This window comes from Paraburkholderia sacchari, from assembly GCF_000785435.2.
Lineage (GTDB): Bacteria > Pseudomonadota > Gammaproteobacteria > Burkholderiales > Burkholderiaceae > Paraburkholderia > Paraburkholderia sacchari.
The window spans coordinates 285,468-301,419 of record NZ_JTDB02000004.1; the positions used below are offsets into that span (position 1 = coordinate 285,468).

Genomic DNA, 15,952 nt, shown 5'->3' on the forward strand with positions numbered 1-15,952 from the left:
TACTGAGCGGCATTATTCCTCAGTCCCCGCATAAGCACCCGCCTGTTCCAGCAGCCACGCGCGAAATGCCTCGAGCGGCTTGCCGTGGCTGAATTCCGTTGGATAGACGAGATAGTAAGCGGCGTCCGAATCCGTATCGCGCGCGGCCGGCGCTTCGAAGGGAATCACGAGGCCCAGGTGCTTGAGCTGTCCTTCGACGAGGAAGCGGGGCACGAGCGCGATGCCCAGCCCCGCGGCCGCGCCCGCGGTGAGCATCGTGTGAAGCTCGTATCGAACGCCTTGCATGGTGGCGTTGTCCTCTACACCTAACGACGCAAACCATTGCGACCAGCCATGCGGCCGCGTAGTCGAATGCAGCAGCGGGTACGCGAGCAGTTCATGCGCTTTCTTCACCGGCTTCTTCAATAGCGCCGGCGAGCAGATCGGCACCACTTCTTCACCAAATAAATAGTCGGACGTCGTGCCGGGCCATGTGGGTTTGCCGTAGTGAATGGCGGCTTCGAAATGCGATTCGTCGAAGGAAAACGTATCGGTTCGCACGCCCATATTGATCCGCACATCGGCATGGCGGTCGTTGAAGTCCTTCATGCGAGGAATCAACCACTCGGAAGCGAAGGTCGGCAAGACCGCAAGTTCCAGATAACCGCCGCCGCCGCCGTGCGCGATGATCGAGAGGGTGTCCTTGTCGAGATGCTCGAGTGAACGGCGCACCTGCATGCCGTAAAGCTTGCCCGCGCGCGTGAGCACCACGCGCTGCCGCGCGCGCACGAACAGGCGCACGCCGAGACCCGATTCGAGCGTGGCGATTTGCCGTGACACCGCACTTTCCGTGAGGAACAGTTCCTTGGCCGCCTGGGTGAAACTTTCATGCCGCGCGGCGGCTTCGAAGGCGATCAGCGCGCTCATGTTGGGGATGCGGAATTTGCGCATGGTAGTTCCAAAAACTCATCGACTGGCAATTTTAAGTCACTTTACGGCGCGCCTGGCGTTTTGAATAATTTCCCCGTGCCATGAGAGAGATGCGACGGTAATGAAGAATTCGAACGTTGAAAGCCTGCTGAACGGATTGCTTGGCGCGGAAAAAACCGCGCGACTCTTCGCGACGCTGAATATTCCGGCGCTGCTGGATGAATGGGAGGAGGGCGTGGTCACGCGCGCGGAACTCGCGCAAGCCATGAATATGGCGCTGTTCGAGGATCTGCTCGAACGCTCGCCCAATGGCCGCAGCTACACGAACGACGCGATTGCCCAGGGCGGATCGGTGTACTTCGACCACGGCGCGCTGCGCACGGTGCGCTGGCCGCATTGCGGCGCGCTGCCGCCGGGCGAGGCCGCATTCACGCGCATTCTGCTGCCGCTCGGTTTCAAGCTCAATGGCCGCTACCCGCTGGACAAGCTCGGCATGACGGGGCGGGCCTATGCGCATGAAGACGCGCCCGACGAGATTGCGCAGTTCTTCGTCAGCGAATTGCACCCCGAGCGTTTCTCGGCCGAATTCCAGCAGGCCGTGACCAACGTGCTGCACACTTCGCGCGATCCGCTCACGCCGCTCGTCTGCTCGCAGCTTGCCGAACTCGCGCGCGACGGTCATTTGCCGCTCGAAACCGCGCATGAACTCTTGCCCGTGATCGTCGGAGCGTTTGCGCGCCAGCACGACGCGCCGAGCATCGACGACTACGAGACCCTGCTGCGCGAGTCCGCCGAGATGGCCTGGATTTCGACCGAAGGCAATGCGTTCAATCACGCGACCGATCGCGTGAGCGACGTATTCAAGCTCTCCGACGACGAAAAGGCCAAGGGCCGCCCGATGAAGCCCGAGGTCGAGCGCTCCCGTTCGGGCCGCGTGTTCCAGACCGCCTATCGCGCCGATATTGTGCTGCGCGAGCTGCGCCAGCATGATGGCTCGAAGGTGACGCGAGAAGTGCCGGGCTCGTTCTACGAATTCATCACGCGCAAGCGCATTTTCAATCAGGCCACGCGCCAGTGGGAAACCGATCTGCGTTTCGACGCAGGCAATGCCACGGGCATCTTCAAGATGACGGCCAATGCCGCGCACGGCGCCGACGCCGCAGCCACCGCTCTCGCCGGGAAATGAAGTGAGAGCCGCCACCCCGTTTCAGGCCAGCGAGCGCTTGCTGCAGGACGTTCAAGCCGACCTGCGCCGCTCGCTGCGCGGCGAAGTCCGGTTCGATGCGGGATCGAAGGCGCTCTACGCATCGGATGCTTCGAACTACCGACAAATTCCGCTCGGCGTGGTCGTGCCGGCTGACGTGGACGATCTCGTTGCCGCCTTGGCCGCTTGCAGGCGCCACGATGTGCCGTTCCTCACGCGCGGTGGCGGCACCTCGCAAAACGGCCAGTGCGTGAATGTGGCGGTGGTGGCGGACGCCAGCAAATATGTGAACCGTGTGGTATCCGTGGAGCCGCACGGCAAGACGGCGATAGTCGAGCCCGGCGTGATCTGCGACACGCTTCGCGATGCCGCCGAGCAGCACGGCTTGACGTTCGCGCCCGATCCGGCCACGCACAGCCGCTGCACGCTTGGCGGCATGATCGCGAATAACTCTTGCGGCGCGCATTCGGTCATGGCGGGCAAGACCGCCGAGAACGTCGAGGCGCTGGAGGTGCTGACCTACGACGGCGCGCGCTTCTGGGTCGGTCCGACCAGCGACACGGAGCTTGACGCGATCATTGCCGAAGGTGGTCGCCGCGGCGAAATTTACGCCAGCCTGCGCGAATTGCGCGACCGCTACGCAGAGCACATTCGCCGCGAGTTTCCGCAAATCAAGCGGCGCGTATCCGGCTTCAATCTCGACCAGTTGCTGCCCGAAAACGGCTTTAACGTGGCCCGCGCGCTCGTGGGCACGGAGGGCACCTGCGCGATCACGCTGCAGGCAAAAGTGCGGCTCGTGCGCAGCCCGTCGTGCCGCGTGCTGCTCTTGCTGGGCTTCAAGGACATCTACATTGCGGCGGACGCGGTCCGGCATTTCACCCGCTTCAATCCCATCGCCATCGAAGGCCTCGATCGCGGCATCGTGCGCGGCTTGCAGGCGCGCGGCCTCAAGCGCGAGGAAATCGCGCTGCTGCCGCCAGGCGACGCGTGGGTCGTGCTCGAGTTCGGGGCCGATTCGATGGAAGACGCAACGCGCCAGGCCCAGGCGGCGGAGCGCTATTTCCTCGCGGGCGAGGCGGGCCCCGACGTGACTGGCTATGTCGTCACGGAAAAGGCGCAGCAGCAGAAAATCTGGTCGATTCGCGAAACGGGCGCATCGGCGGTCTCGCTTTCGATCGACCCGGCCAGGCCCGACCCGATGGTGGGCTGGGAAGACGCCGCCGTGGACCCCGAGCGCCTCGGCGACTATCTGCGCAACTTCCAGGCGCTGGTGGACCGCTATGGCTACGAAACTTGCCTGTACGGCCATTTCGGCGACGGCTGCGTCCACGCGCGCATCACCTTCGACATCCGCACGGCCGAAGGCGTGCTCAAATGGAAAGGATTCCTTCGCGAAGCCGCACAGCTTGTGGTGGATTTCGGCGGCTCGCTCTCGGGCGAACATGGCGACGGGCAAGCGAAGGCCGAGTTCCTGCCGATCATGTACGGCCCCGAGATCATCGAGGCGATGGAAGCATTCAAGGCCATCTGGGACCCCGCGAATCGCCTGAACCCGGGCAAGGTCGTCAACGCTTATCGCGCCGACGAGAATCTGCGCATGGGGCCATCGTACAAACCGGTAAAACTCACGACCAGGCTGACTTTCGCAAGCCCCGAGGGCGACGGCATGCAGCGCGCGATCGAGCGCTGCATCGGCATGGGCAAGTGCCGCTCGCTCGAAGGCGGCACGATGTGCCCGAGCTTTCGCGCGACGCGGGAAGAACGCTTCTCCACGCGGGGCCGCGCGCATCTGTTCTGGGAGATGCTGCAAGGCGAGGTCATCACGGACGGGTGGAACAGCAAGGAAGTCAAGGAAGCGCTGGACGCGTGCCTTGCCTGCAAGGGATGCAAGTCCGATTGCCCCACGCATACCGACATGGCGTCGTATAAGGCCGAGTTTCTTTCGCACTACCATGAAAAGCATCGTCGCCCGAGGCAGGCGCTGTTCATGGGGCGAATCGGGCAATGGGCGCCCTGGGCGAGCCGGTTTCCCCGGTTGACGAACTTCGCGATGTCCACGCCGCCGCTGGCGCGCATCGGAAAATGGGTCGCGGGCGTGGCTGCGGAGCGCAATCTCCCTGCGTTCGCGCCGAAGTCGTTCAGGATGTTGAGTAACAAAAAGCGCTCAGCGAGTGCGAATGCGGCACGCCCCAAAGTGATTCTCTGGGTCGACACGTTCAACGACCATTTTTCGCCACGCGTGGCAATGGCGGCAATGGAGGTGCTGGAGCGCATCGGCTATCAGGTCGTGCTGCCGCGCAAGCGGCTCTGCTGCGGTCGGCCGCTTTACGACTACGGTTTGCTCGATGAGGCGCGCGCGCTGCTCTCGGGCATTGTCGAGGAACTCGCGGACGAAGTGCGCAGCGGCGTGCCCGTAGTTGGCCTTGAGCCCGGCTGCCTTTCGGTGTTTAAGGACGAGTTGTTAAAGCAGCTTCCCGGCAACGATATCGCGCAGCGGCTTTCGCAGCAGAGTTTTCTCTTTTCGGATTTCGTCGCGCAAGCGCGGTTCGCCTGGCCGGCGCTCGATGCGGACGTGATGGTGCATGGGCATTGCCATCAGAAATCGCTGTTCGGCATGAACGGCGAAACCGCGTTGCTCAACCAGCTCGGCGTGCGCTGGACGCTGCTCGACACCGGCTGCTGCGGCATGGCGGGATCGTTCGGCTTTAACGCCAACCATTACGAACTCTCGATGAAGATTGGCGAAGACACGCTCTTGCCGCTCGTGCGCAAGGCGCCGCGCGAAACGCTGATCGTGACGAATGGTTTTAGTTGCCGCGAGCAGATCGAGCAGGGCGCGGGACGGCACACGCTGCATATCGCGGAACTTGCGTTGCGCTCGCTCGAACAAGGGCAGTCGAACCAGACCTCGCGTGCGCACGAGTGCGCCGAGGAAATCGTTTAATCGCCGGAACCACGATCCATAGACACCATGTACGCGTTCACTTCTCCGTTCCAGCAGCCTTCGGGCTCTCCTATTCGCGAGCTATTCAAATACCTCGGCGAGCCCGGCATGATTTCGTTCGCGGGCGGCTACCCGGCCAGCGATTTGTTCGACGTGGAAGGCTTGCGGCTCGCGGCGCAGCGCGCCTATGACCCGGCTGTTCAGTGCCTTCAATATGGACCCACCGATGGGCTGCCCGCGCTCAAGCGCGAAATCGTGGCGCTGATGGAGCGGCGCGGCGCAACTTGCGAAGCCGACGAACTGATGGCGACCACGGGCTCGCAACAGGGGCTCGATTTGCTGCTGCGCGTGCTGGTCGAACCCGGCGACGTCGTGCTCACCGAAGAGCCTGCGTATCCCGCAACTTTGCAGGCGTTCCGGTTGCAGCGCGCGAAGATCGTGACGGTTCCAATCGATGCGCACGGGATTCAGGTGGAGAAACTCGCGTCGCTGCTGGAGTCGGGCGCATGCGCCAAGCCGAAGCTGCTCTACACGGTGCCGACCTTTGCGAACCCCACAGGCGCGACGCTGTCCGCCGAACGGCGGCGCGCGCTGCTCGCGCTGGCGGTCAAATATCGTTTCGTGGTGGTCGAGGACGATCCTTACGGCGATCTACGCTTTGCCGGTGCGCCGCTGCGTTCGCTGCTCGCCGAAGCGGAGCACATCGACGGCGCGCGCGACTGGGTTGTGCATTTCGCGAGCCTCTCCAAGATCGTTGCACCGGGCTTGCGCGTGGGCTGGATGGTGGGTCCGCGCGAAATCGTGCGACGGTGCGTGATTGCCAAACAGACGGTCGATCTTTGCAGCTCGCCCTGGACCCAGGCGGTGGCGGCCGAATACCTCGCGGCTGGGGCGCTCGAATCTCATCTGCCGAAAATAACGGCCGCATACGGCGTGAAATGCCGCGAATTGTGCTCGGCGTTGCGCGAGGAACTCGGCGACGCCATCGAGTTTGCGCAACCCGAAGGCGGCATGTTCGTATGGGCCCGATTGCCTGGCATTAACGCATCGGACCTGCTGGAGCAGGCGATCGCGCAGAAGGTTATTTTCGTGCCTGGAAAAGCATTCTTCGCCAATGCAGCGGATAGCGCCTCGTTGCGGCTTTCATTTGCCGCGCCCGATGCGGAGGCCATCAGGGAAGGCGTGCGTCGAATGAAGCGGGCTTATGAAGCGGTGGTGACAGCAGGAAGGCCGTCATAGCGGCTTTTATCGCTTTCGCATAATGTCGTTTGGGGACAGCTTGCCGTCGCACGGCGGTAAGGCGTTGTCATATTGCTGTCATATTTTCGTGTGCACGCGCCCTTGCCAGCGAGCGGGGCGTCACATTCACGGAGAGAGACCATGCAACGCCGCAAGTTTCTGAACTCGATTGCTGCCGCCACCGCGGCCGGCGCGTTTGTCACGCGGGCGGGCGCAGCCGTTGCCGGAAAGCCGACGGCCGACGCGATCGACCCGGCCCGCTGGTCGCCGCTGAACGCGGCGCGGCTGCAGTCGGTGCTCGACCAGCACGGCGTGAAAAGCAGGCAATACAACCCGAATCGTCGCCCATACGCGGTGTTCGATTGGGACAATACGTGCATCATGAACGACTGCGAAGAAGCGTTGATGATGTATCAGATCAATCATCTGCAGTACAAATTGACGCCGGATGAATTCGTTCAGGTGATGTGGAAGGACGTGCCGAAAGGCCCGTTCACGAAGGACTACACGACAGTGGACGGCAAGCCGGTGACGATGGAGGACCTCGCCGCCGACGTCGAATCCGACTACCGCTGGCTATATGCGAACTACAAGGGGCTTGCCGGCGACAAGACCCTCGAAGCGATCCAGGAAACCGACCAGTTCAAGGATTTCCGCGCGAAGCTGTATTTCATGTACGACGCGATCTGCGATACGCATCCGCTCGAAGTCGGCTACAAGTGGATCATCTACTTTTACCGGAACATGACGCCTGTCGAGGTGCAGGCGATGGCGGCTGCGTCGAACGATCACGGGATTGGCGACGCGCTGCGCAAGGTCGCGTACGAAAGCCCGAAGACACTGCCCGGCAAGGCCGGTGTCGTGTCGGATACGCATTTCCACGGCCTGCGTATTCATGAGGAAATTCGTGCGGTGATGCATACATTGCGCGCGAACGGGATCGACGTGTATGTGAGCACCGCGTCGCTCGACGACATCGTGCGCGTGTTCGCCGGCCATCCGAACTACGGCTATGGCGTGCAGCCGGAAAATGTGATCGGCATGCGTCTGGAGATGCAGGACGGCAAGTACACGAGCGATTACAGGCGCGGCTGGTACTTCAACTACGGTCCGGGCAAGACCGCCGGCATTCGTGGCGAGCTGGAGTCGAAGAAAGGCTACGGCCCGCTGCTCGTGTTCGGCGACAGCGACGGCGACGCGTGGATGCTGCGCGACTTCAAGGACACCGCGGTTGGCGTGATCGTGAACCGGATGAAGAAGGGCGAGATTGGCGCGGACAGCAAGCTCGCGGCCGAGCAGATCGGCAATCCCGATGCACGCTTCCTGCTGCAGGGCCGCGACGAGCGTACCGGGCTGATGATTCCGGATGAAAAGTCGGTGAAGTACGGGAAGACGGAGCGCAGGCTGCTGGCGCTTTGAGCGAACGGGCGCGTCGATGAGCCGGCGATCGGGCGATCGGGCGATCCGGCCATCGACACCGGCTTCATCGCGTCGTCCGGCCGAACAGGCGTGGATCCAGCGTAAAGGGTTCGGTGCTGATGACCTTGACGCTTTCCATTTCCGGATGCATCGGGTTCAGCAGCAGATTGAAATCGCTTGGACAGACGACCGACGGCACCCGCATCGCAAGCTGCTCGCCCGCTTCGAGCCATTGCCGGCCGAGCGCTCTTGTTTGCGCGGGGTCCTGCGTCAGGTCCGCCCAGCCTTGCGGCAGCTCAGGCACGAACGCGTTGGCGTAGACCGGGTCCGGCACCTCCAGCGTCACCAGGAAATAGCCGCTGGCCGGCAACAAGCCCGCCATGTGCACGAGCGCTTCGAGCAGCGCGGTCGATGCGTGGCAGCAGGTGTAGAGCACCCGCATGCCGCGCGGGTTCCAGCGGCCGCCGGCGAGCGCCGCGCCATTGCCGCTCAGGTCGTCGGCGCGGTAGTACCCACGCCTTTCTTTTGCGAGGCGGTAAAGCCTCATGCAGATACGCCGTGGATGACGCGCAGCAGAATTTCGCGCACGCGGTCGTAACCCGGCTGCGAATCGAGCACTTCTAGCGGGCAGAGCCCGCCCAGTTCGGCGTTCGATCGCTGCATCCACTCGGCGGCCAGCGCCGCATCCTCGAACACTTCCATAGCGAGTTGACGCACGTACAGCACGCGTGCGACGCGATCCGACTCGGCCGGCGACAGACGCTCCTCGCGCGCCATCTTGCGCAAGATGGTCGAACTCGGCAGATTGAGATGCGCGAGCAGCGTCTGGACGGGTATGTGCAGCAGGTTCTTCGCCACGCGCTCGATGATGGCTGCTTCCATTCCTTCGCGGATCTGCCGGCGCTGTTCGAGCGGATCGAATCTGACGAGGAACGTTTCGATGTCGTCATGGCGGGCGCTGGAGCGGCCCGAGGCGACCAGCGACTTGCGGGCATGCGTGGCGGCCGGGCGCGCAGCCGCCGGACGGCCAGAGGATTGATTCAGAGTCATGATGCGATTCTCCCAGATGGGAATGCCATTGCTATCATTTTAGAATTCTCTTGAACGGAGGTCAAGGTACTCTCATTTGAGAGTCCGCTAAAGAGTCCTCGGAGAGTCCTCTAACCGGCTGTCCCGGCCCCGACCCCATATCGCTGCGTTGCACAAAAATTGACATCGGCTCCGGTACGGGGTTTCCCTTACGCAAAAAAGTATCAGTCCGGCGTCTTATTTTTAGTAGCCGATCGGTATGGGGACGGGTAATTTTCAGGCATGGCGGGCGTTCATCGATTCCCTTAGCCAAACAACAAAGAACGGACCGTCGCAGGAGGAAGACACATGCTATCCAGGCAGGATGCGATGACACACCGGGATGCGGGCCAGCCAGCGATGAGCCAGCCCGGGATGGGCCAGCCCGATCTGGAACTGGTCGCGGTTCCGGCCGCCGAGTCGTTCAAGGTTTGGGCCCATGGCTATCCTTATCGCACGGTGCGCTGGCATTTCCATCCCGAGTACGAGATCCACCTCATCACGGCCACGACGGGCAAGTACTTCGTCGGCGATCACATCGGCAACTTCGCGCCGGGCAATCTCGTGATGGTGGGTCCGAACCTGCCGCATAACTGGGTCAGCAGCGTGCCGCAAGGCGAGCGCGTCGACGAACGTTGCCTCGTCCTGCAGTTCGATACCGCGTTCATGGCGCGCACCTTCGATGCATTTCCGGAACTCCGGCGCGTGGAGCCGCTGCTCGACGCATCGCGCGGCGGCCTGCTGTTTTCACCGGAGACCGGCGCGGCAGTCGAGCCGATCCTGCGCGAGATGGTGGGCGCGCAAGGGCTGCGCCGCGTCATGCTGTTCATCGCGCTGTTCGATCAGCTGCTGCGCAGCGCCGAGCCGCAAAAGCTCGCGAGCGCCGCGTATCGCGCCGACCCGGCGCGCTATGCCGGTTCGCGCATCAATCACGTGCTGACGTTCATCGGCAAGAACCTCTCGCAGGAACTGCGCGAAACCGATCTGGCCGCGCTCGCGGGGCAGAGTGTCAGCGCATTCTCGCGCTATTTCCGCCGGCACACGGGCGTGCCGTTCGTGCAGTACGTGAACCAGCTGCGTATCGATCTCGCGTGCCAGCTGCTGCTGTCCGACGAGTTGAGCATCACCGATATCTGCTATCGGGTCGGCTTCAACAACCTCTCGAATTTCAACCGGCAGTTCCTGCTGATCAAGGGGATGTCGCCGTCGCGCTGGCGCTCGTGGCAGCGGCTGAACGTTGCCAGCGCCGCCTGATGACCGACCGGACGTGCGCTTTGCCGTCCTCGCGCACTTTTCGCGCCTCGTCCGTACCGTCGCGCCGAGCCGGCCTGCCCGGCGTGAGGAAGCTTTACCGGTGGTCCACCGGCGCTGCACCGGCCTATGTCAAAAATCATGGAGACAAGCAATGACCCGACTCTCGACCCATCTGATTGGCGCCGCACTGTCTGGCCTGGCGCTGGCCAGTGCGACCGTGTCCTTCGCCGCGCCCAGCGGCACGGTGGCGTTCCTGATGCCCGACCACGCGTCGACGCGCTATGAGCAGCACGATTTCCCCGGCTTCAAGGCGGAAATGGCGAAGCTCTGCGCCGGCTGCAAGGTGCTGTACCAGAACGCGAATGCCGATGCCTCGACCCAGCAGCAACAGTTCAATTCGGTGATCGCGCAGGGCGCGAAGGTGATCGTGCTCGATCCGGTCGACTCGACGGCGGCGGCTTCGCTGGTGCATATGGCGCAAAGCCAGGGCATCAAGGTGATTGCCTACGATCGTCCGGTGCCGTCCACGTCCGCCGACTATTACGTCTCGTTCGACAACGAGGAGATCGGCAAGTCGATTGCGCAATCGCTCGTGCAGCACCTGAAGGGCGCGGGCGTGGCGGGCGGCAAGGGCGGCGTGCTCGAAGTCAACGGCTCGCCCACCGACGCGGCGGCGGGCCTGATCAAGAAGGGCATTCACGAAGGGCTGGAAGGCAGCGGCTACAAGACGCTGTCCGAATACGACACGCCGGAATGGGCGCCGCCCAAGGCCCAGCAGTGGGTGAGCGGGCAGATCACGCGCTTTGGCTCGCAAATAGTCGGCGTTGTCGCCGCCAACGACGGCACGGCGGGCGGCACCATCGCCGCGTTCAAGGCGGCCGGCGTCAATCCCGTGCCGCCCGTGACCGGCAATGACGCAACGCTCGCGGGCCTGCAGCTGATCGTGGCGGGCGACCAGTACAACACGATTCTCAAGCCGAGCGAGATCGTCGCGGCCGCCGCGGCCAAGATTGCCGTGGGCTTCCTCTCGGGCGAGAAGCCCAAGGGCGAAACGACGCTCTTCAACACGCCGTCGCAGCTTTTCAAGCCGGCCGTCATCACCGCGAAGAACCTCAAGGCCGAGGTGGTCGACAAGGGCTTCACGACCGCGAAGGACCTGTGTGCCGGGCGCTACGCGGACGGCTGCAGGAAGCTTGGCATCGCGAATTGATTAGCGATATGGGGGCGCGGCGGCCGCCGCGCCCCCGGGATTTACAGAGAGCAGGCAAGTTCATGACTGAGACCATGATCGAGAATTCCGCATCCCGTGCGGCGCAGGGCGAACTCGTGCTGAGTCTGCGCGGCATCTCGAAGCACTTCGGCGCGGTTTCCGCGCTCACCGACATCGAACTCGACGTCCACGCAGGCGAAGTGGTGGCCCTCGTGGGCGACAACGGCGCCGGCAAATCGACGCTCGTGAAGGTGCTGGCCGGCGTTCATCAACCGAGCGCGGGCACGATCACGTTCCGCGGCCAGCCGGTCACGCTGACCGACCCGGCCACGGCGCTCGACCTCGGCATTGCGACGGTGTTTCAGGACCTCGCGCTGTGCGAGAACCTCGATGTCGTCGCCAATATTTTTCTGGGCCGCGAGTTGAACCCGATGCGGCTCGATGAAGTGCAGATGGAAGTGCGCGCGTGGACGCTGCTCAACGAACTGTCGGCGCGCATTCCCGATGTGCGCGACGTGGTGGCCTCGCTCTCCGGCGGCCAGCGCCAGACGGTGGCGATCGCGCGTTCGCTGTTGCTCGATCCGAAGCTGATCATGCTCGACGAGCCCACTGCCGCGCTCGGCGTGGCCCAGACGGCCGAGGTGCTGAACCTGATCGAGCGCGTACGCGAGCGCGGCCACGCGGTCATCATGATCAGCCACAACATGGAGGATGTGCGCGCCGTGGCGGATCGCATTGTCGTGTTGCGCCTCGGCCGCAACAACGGCGTCTTCTATCCTGACTCCTCGAATGCGGAACTGGTCGCTGCCATTACGGGCGCAACCGAAAACGCGGTGTCGCGCCGCGCCGGACGGCGGGCCGCGCAGCAGGACGCCAGGCACGACGCAAAGCAGAACCCCGAGCAGAACGCTCAATGAAAGGAACGATCATGAGCAAGGAAACGCAGGGCGCTACGCCGCCTCCCCCGCTGCTCGACCGCAGCGATGTGCGCGTGAAGCACGCGAGCGGCGTGGGCGAAAGCCTCTCGGCTTTCGTCGACCGGATCCGCTCGGGCGACCTCGGGTCGCTGCCGGTCATCGTTGGCCTCATCATCATCTGGACGGTGTTCACGAGCCTGAACCCGGTTTTCCTGTCCGCCAACAACCTCGTGAATCTGCTGTTCGATTGCTCGACGGTTGGCGTCATTTCGCTTGGCATCGTCTGTGTGCTGCTGGTGGGCGAGATCGACCTTTCGGTGGGGTCGATGAGCGGTTTCGCTTCGGCGCTGCTGGGGCTGCTGTGGGTCAATGGGGGCTGGCCGGTGTGGCTGGCCATTGCCGCGGCGATCGTCATTGGCGGCGTGATCGGCGCGCTCTACGCGCTGCTGCTGAATCGCCTGGGTATGCCAAGCTTCGTCTCGACGCTTGCCGGGCTGCTGGCGATACTCGGCATGCAACTCTACGTGCTCGGCTCGGATGGCTCGATCAACTTGCCCTATGGTTCGACCATGGTGAATTTCGGGCAACTGATGATTATTCCAGCCGTTGTCTCGCATGCGCTGGCGCTGTTGCCGGGGCTCGCGATGGTGGTGCTCGGACTGCGCACGCGCGAACGCCGCCGCGCGGCCCGTCTGTCGGCTCCTTCGGTGAGCGGCCTGCTCATGCGCGCGGCGCTCATGACGCTGTTTCTCGAACTCGTGGTGTCCTATCTCGACCAGGGACGCGGCGTGCCGCTGATGTTCGGCGTGTTTCTCGGGCTCACCATCGCGATGAACTACGCGCTCACGCGCACGCGCTGGGGGCGCTCGATGAACGCCGTGGGTGGCAATCGCGAGGCCGCGCGGCGCGCCGGCATCAACGTACGGCGCATCTATACGAGCGCCTTCGTGCTGTGCGCGTCGCTGGCGGCGCTCGGCGGCGTGCTCACGGCGGCGCGCCTCGCTTCGGCGAGCCAGCAGGCCGGCACCGGCGACGTCAACCTCAACGCCATCGCGGCGGCCGTGATCGGCGGCACGAGCCTGTTCGGCGGGCGCGGCAGCGCGTGGTCCGCGGTGCTCGGGATCATCGTGATCCAGTCGATCGCCAGCGGTCTCACGCTCCTCAATCTGTCTTCGTCGCTGCGTTTCATGATTACCGGCGCGGTGCTCGCCATCGCGGTGATCGTCGACTCGCTGGCGCGCCGCTCGCGTGTCACGCACGGCCGCGCGTAATCGCACGCCTAACTGGAGAGTCGTTCATGTCTGAATCCATGAAGGGGAAAGTGGCCGCCATCACGGGCGCGGCTTCGGGTATCGGCTTCGAGTGCGCCCGCGCACTGGTCGGGGAGGGCGCGAAGGTCGTGCTGATCGACCGCGCGAAGGACCGGCTCGATGCCTGCTGTGCGGAATTGGGGCCGAACGCGCTGCCGCTGCAGGTGGATCTGCTGCAGGGTGCCGAGGTGTCGGGCATGCTGCCGAAGATCCTCCAGTTGGGCGGCGGACTCGACATCTTTCACGCGAACGCGGGCGCCTATATCGGCGGCGAGGTGGTGAGCGGCAACCCCGACGAATGGGACCGTATGCTGAACCTGAACATCAACGCGGCGTTTCGCAGCGTTCATGCGGTGCTGCCGCACCTGGTCGCCCAGCGCTCGGGCGACATCCTGTTCACGAGTTCGATCGCGGGCATCGTGCCGGTCGTGTGGGAGCCCATCTATACGGCGTCCAAATTCGCCGTGCAGGCCTTCGTGCATACCACGCGCCGCCAGGTCGCCAAATATGGCGTGCGGGTGGGGGCGGTCGCGCCAGGCCCGGTCGTCACGGCGCTGCTCGACGACTGGCCGAAGGCCAAGATGGAGGAAGCGCTGGCCTCAGGCAGCCTGATGCAGCCGAAGGAAGTCGCCGATGCGGTCGTCTTCATGCTGACCCGGCCGCGCAATGTGACCATCCGCGATCTCGTGATCCTGCCCAACAGCGTGGATCTCTGAGCGGCCTCGCTCGCTTCAGCGCTATCTCACCTCATCGGACAGACTCACTGCAATGACCTCAGCGAACCTCGAGAGTGCGGCATCAGGCGCGGCGCGTGGCGCGCGCTATGTGATCGGCGTGGACGTGGGCACGGGCAGCGCGCGCGCCGGCGTTTTCGATGCGAACGGCGTCATGGCCGCGTCAGCGAAGCACGACATCACCGTGTTTCATTCGAGCGGCTCGATCGTCGAGCAGTCGAGCACGGAGATCTGGCGCGCCGTCTGCCGCGCCGTGCGTGATGCGCTGGCGGCGGCTGCGCTCGCGCCGGACGCTATCGCCGGCATCGGCTTCGATGCAACCTGCTCGCTGGTCGTGCTGGGCGAGGGCGGGCGGCCGTTGCCCGTCGGGCCCACGGAAGACGCCGAGCGCGACATCATCGTGTGGATGGACCATCGGGCCGTCGATCAGGCGCAGCGCATCAACGCGACGCGCCATGAGGTGCTGCGCTTCGTCGGCGGCACGATCTCGCCGGAAATGGAGACCCCGAAGCTGCTGTGGCTGCTCGAGCATCGCCCGCATGTGTTCGATGCCGCGTGGCAGTTCTTCGACCTGACCGATTTCCTCACGTGGTGCGCGAGCGGCGATCTGGCGCGCTCTACCTGCACCGTTACCTGCAAGTGGACCTATCTCGCGCACGAGCAGCGCTGGGACGAGAGCTACTTCCGCACGGTGGGGCTGGGCGTGCTCGCCGACGAGGGATTCGCGCGCATCGGCCAGCGTGTGGTCGAACCGGGGACCTCGCTCGGGAGCGGGCTGACGCCGCAAGCCGCCGCCGAACTCGGTCTGCTGGCGGGGACGCCGGTGGCCGCCGGCGTGATCGACGCGCACGCGGGCGGTATCGGCACGGTGGGCGCCGATGGCGCGCCAGAGGCCTGTCTTGGCTACGTGTTCGGCACCTCGTCGTGCACGATGACCACCACGCGCGAGCCGGTCTTCGTGCCCGGCGTGTGGGGGCCGTATTTTTCGGCGATGGTGCCGCAGACGTGGCTGAACGAAGGCGGGCAATCGGTCAGCGGCGCGGCCATCGAGCGGCTCATCGGCATGCATCCGTTGGCGCATGAGATGCAAGATCGCGCGGTGCAGGCCGGCCAGTCGCTGCCAGCCATGCTCGCGGGGCTGGCGGTGCAGGCGTCCGACTCGCTTTCGGAGGCGGTGAAGCTCGCCCGCGAACTCCATGTGGTGCCCGAATTCCTCGGCAATCGCGCGCCGTTCGCCGACCCGCACGCAAGGGCGGTCATCGCGGGCCTGGGCATGGAGACGGACCTGGAGAGTCTCGTCGCGCTTTATGTGGCGGGCGTCTGCAGCATCGGTTATGGCCTGCGCCAGATCATCGACGTGCAGGCGGCGGCGGGCGCGCCGGTCGAGCGCATCGTGATTAGCGGCGGCGCGGGGCGCCTGGGGCTGGTGCGCCAGTTGCTGGCCGACGCGACCGCCACGCCGGTGCTCGTGACCGAGGCGGAGGAGCCCGTGCTGCTGGGCGCCGCCATGCTGGGCGCGGTGGCGGCCGGCCGGTTCGACGACCTGCAACAGGCGATGTCGCGCATGTCGCGGATCGGCACGATCCACGCGCCCGCTAGCGGCGAGATTGCCGCGCTGCATGACGCCCGATATGCGGCGTTCAGGCAGTTGCAGGACGTGGCGAGGGCCATTCGCCAGACGCCGGCCTGATCGGTTGCTTCATGGGTGGTTCGCGGTGCGCGGCGTCCACGCCGCCCTTCGGTC

Annotated in this window: 13 protein-coding genes; 10 read left to right on the top strand and 3 right to left on the bottom strand. The window is 64.5% G+C overall.

The annotated features are described in order from the left end of the window. Nucleotides 1-12: 12 nt before the first annotated feature. On the bottom strand, nt 13-930 hold the full coding sequence (locus NH14_RS16845; protein WP_035525385.1) for a LysR family transcriptional regulator: 918 nt from the start codon (nt 928-930) through the stop codon (nt 13-15). A 100-nt stretch (nt 931-1,030) separates the two neighbouring features. Here NH14_RS16845 and NH14_RS16850 point away from each other — a divergent pair, with 100 nt between their 5' ends. The 4 genes from NH14_RS16850 to NH14_RS16865 all read left to right on the top strand — a co-directional run bounded on the left by NH14_RS16850 (nt 1,031) and on the right by NH14_RS16865 (nt 7,715). After that, on the top strand, nt 1,031-2,095 hold the full coding sequence (locus NH14_RS16850) for a DUF1338 domain-containing protein (protein WP_052147972.1): 1,065 nt from the start codon (nt 1,031-1,033) through the stop codon (nt 2,093-2,095). Continuing rightward, complete coding sequence (locus NH14_RS16855) at nt 2,046-5,057, top strand: FAD-binding and (Fe-S)-binding domain-containing protein (protein WP_052147971.1); 3,012 nt, start codon at nt 2,046-2,048, stop codon at nt 5,055-5,057. The genes NH14_RS16850 and NH14_RS16855 overlap by 50 nt, the downstream gene beginning before the upstream one ends. A 27-nt stretch (nt 5,058-5,084) precedes the next feature. Then, nucleotides 5,085-6,296, top strand: a complete 1,212-nt coding sequence (locus NH14_RS16860) for an aminotransferase-like domain-containing protein (RefSeq protein ID WP_035525383.1) — start codon at nt 5,085-5,087, stop codon at nt 6,294-6,296. A 141-nt stretch (nt 6,297-6,437) separates the two neighbouring features. Beyond that, nucleotides 6,438-7,715 (top strand): haloacid dehalogenase-like hydrolase, encoded by a 1,278-nt coding sequence (locus NH14_RS16865; protein WP_035525381.1) that lies wholly within the window; start codon nt 6,438-6,440, stop codon nt 7,713-7,715. 64 nt (nt 7,716-7,779) lie between these two features. Here NH14_RS16865 and NH14_RS16870 read toward each other — a convergent pair whose 3' ends face one another. After that, nucleotides 7,780-8,262, bottom strand: coding sequence for an RES family NAD+ phosphorylase (locus NH14_RS16870; protein ID WP_035525379.1), 483 nt, complete (start codon nt 8,260-8,262; stop codon nt 7,780-7,782). Next, a complete protein-coding gene (locus NH14_RS16875) occupies nt 8,259-8,765 on the bottom strand; it encodes an Xre family toxin-antitoxin system antitoxin (RefSeq protein ID WP_084225324.1) in 507 nt (168 codons plus the stop codon). Before NH14_RS16875 ends, NH14_RS16870 begins: the two co-directional genes overlap by 4 nt. 393 nt (nt 8,766-9,158) lie before the next feature. On the opposite strand from NH14_RS16875, the gene NH14_RS16880 reads away from it, so the two are divergent. From NH14_RS16880 to NH14_RS16905, 6 genes are all read left to right on the top strand, one after another. After that, entirely contained in the window at nt 9,159-10,037 is an 879-nt protein-coding gene (locus NH14_RS16880) for an AraC family transcriptional regulator (RefSeq protein WP_035525677.1), read from the top strand. A 151-nt stretch (nt 10,038-10,188) separates the two neighbouring features. Beyond that, complete coding sequence (locus NH14_RS16885) at nt 10,189-11,247, top strand: ABC transporter substrate-binding protein (RefSeq protein ID WP_035525377.1); 1,059 nt, start codon at nt 10,189-10,191, stop codon at nt 11,245-11,247. Between the two features lie 62 nt (nt 11,248-11,309). Then, entirely contained in the window at nt 11,310-12,164 is an 855-nt protein-coding gene (locus NH14_RS16890; RefSeq protein WP_052147970.1) for an ATP-binding cassette domain-containing protein, read from the top strand. Next, nucleotides 12,161-13,435, top strand: a complete 1,275-nt coding sequence (locus NH14_RS16895) for a sugar ABC transporter permease (RefSeq protein WP_237179657.1) — start codon at nt 12,161-12,163, stop codon at nt 13,433-13,435. Before NH14_RS16890 ends, NH14_RS16895 begins: the two co-directional genes overlap by 4 nt. Before the next feature lie 26 nt (nt 13,436-13,461). Then, entirely contained in the window at nt 13,462-14,190 is a 729-nt protein-coding gene (locus NH14_RS16900) for an SDR family oxidoreductase (RefSeq protein ID WP_035525372.1), read from the top strand. Nucleotides 14,191-14,242: 52 nt separating this feature from the next. Continuing rightward, nucleotides 14,243-15,898, top strand: a complete 1,656-nt coding sequence (locus NH14_RS16905; RefSeq protein WP_035525369.1) for an FGGY-family carbohydrate kinase — start codon at nt 14,243-14,245, stop codon at nt 15,896-15,898. Nucleotides 15,899-15,952 lie beyond the last annotated feature (54 nt).

What these genes read in the sequence shown, in the direction of transcription:
- NH14_RS16875 (WP_084225324.1), bottom strand. Translation starts at nt 8,765, where the DNA reads ATGACTCTGAATCAATCCTCTGGCCGTCCGGCGGCTGCGCGCCCGGCC.
- NH14_RS16895 (WP_237179657.1), top strand. Translation starts at nt 12,161, where the DNA reads ATGAAAGGAACGATCATGAGCAAGGAAACGCAGGGCGCTACGCCGCCT.
- NH14_RS16860 (WP_035525383.1), top strand. Translation starts at nt 5,085, where the DNA reads ATGTACGCGTTCACTTCTCCGTTCCAGCAGCCTTCGGGCTCTCCTATT.
- NH14_RS16905 (WP_035525369.1), top strand. Translation starts at nt 14,243, where the DNA reads ATGACCTCAGCGAACCTCGAGAGTGCGGCATCAGGCGCGGCGCGTGGC.
- NH14_RS16865 (WP_035525381.1), top strand. Translation starts at nt 6,438, where the DNA reads ATGCAACGCCGCAAGTTTCTGAACTCGATTGCTGCCGCCACCGCGGCC.
- NH14_RS16845 (WP_035525385.1), bottom strand. Translation starts at nt 930, where the DNA reads ATGCGCAAATTCCGCATCCCCAACATGAGCGCGCTGATCGCCTTCGAA.
- NH14_RS16850 (WP_052147972.1), top strand. Translation starts at nt 1,031, where the DNA reads ATGAAGAATTCGAACGTTGAAAGCCTGCTGAACGGATTGCTTGGCGCG.
- NH14_RS16870 (WP_035525379.1), bottom strand. Translation starts at nt 8,262, where the DNA reads ATGAGGCTTTACCGCCTCGCAAAAGAAAGGCGTGGGTACTACCGCGCC.
- NH14_RS16880 (WP_035525677.1), top strand. Translation starts at nt 9,159, where the DNA reads ATGGGCCAGCCCGATCTGGAACTGGTCGCGGTTCCGGCCGCCGAGTCG.
- NH14_RS16855 (WP_052147971.1), top strand. Translation starts at nt 2,046, where the DNA reads ATGCCGCGCACGGCGCCGACGCCGCAGCCACCGCTCTCGCCGGGAAAT.
- NH14_RS16900 (WP_035525372.1), top strand. Translation starts at nt 13,462, where the DNA reads ATGTCTGAATCCATGAAGGGGAAAGTGGCCGCCATCACGGGCGCGGCT.
- NH14_RS16890 (WP_052147970.1), top strand. Translation starts at nt 11,310, where the DNA reads ATGACTGAGACCATGATCGAGAATTCCGCATCCCGTGCGGCGCAGGGC.
- NH14_RS16885 (WP_035525377.1), top strand. Translation starts at nt 10,189, where the DNA reads ATGACCCGACTCTCGACCCATCTGATTGGCGCCGCACTGTCTGGCCTG.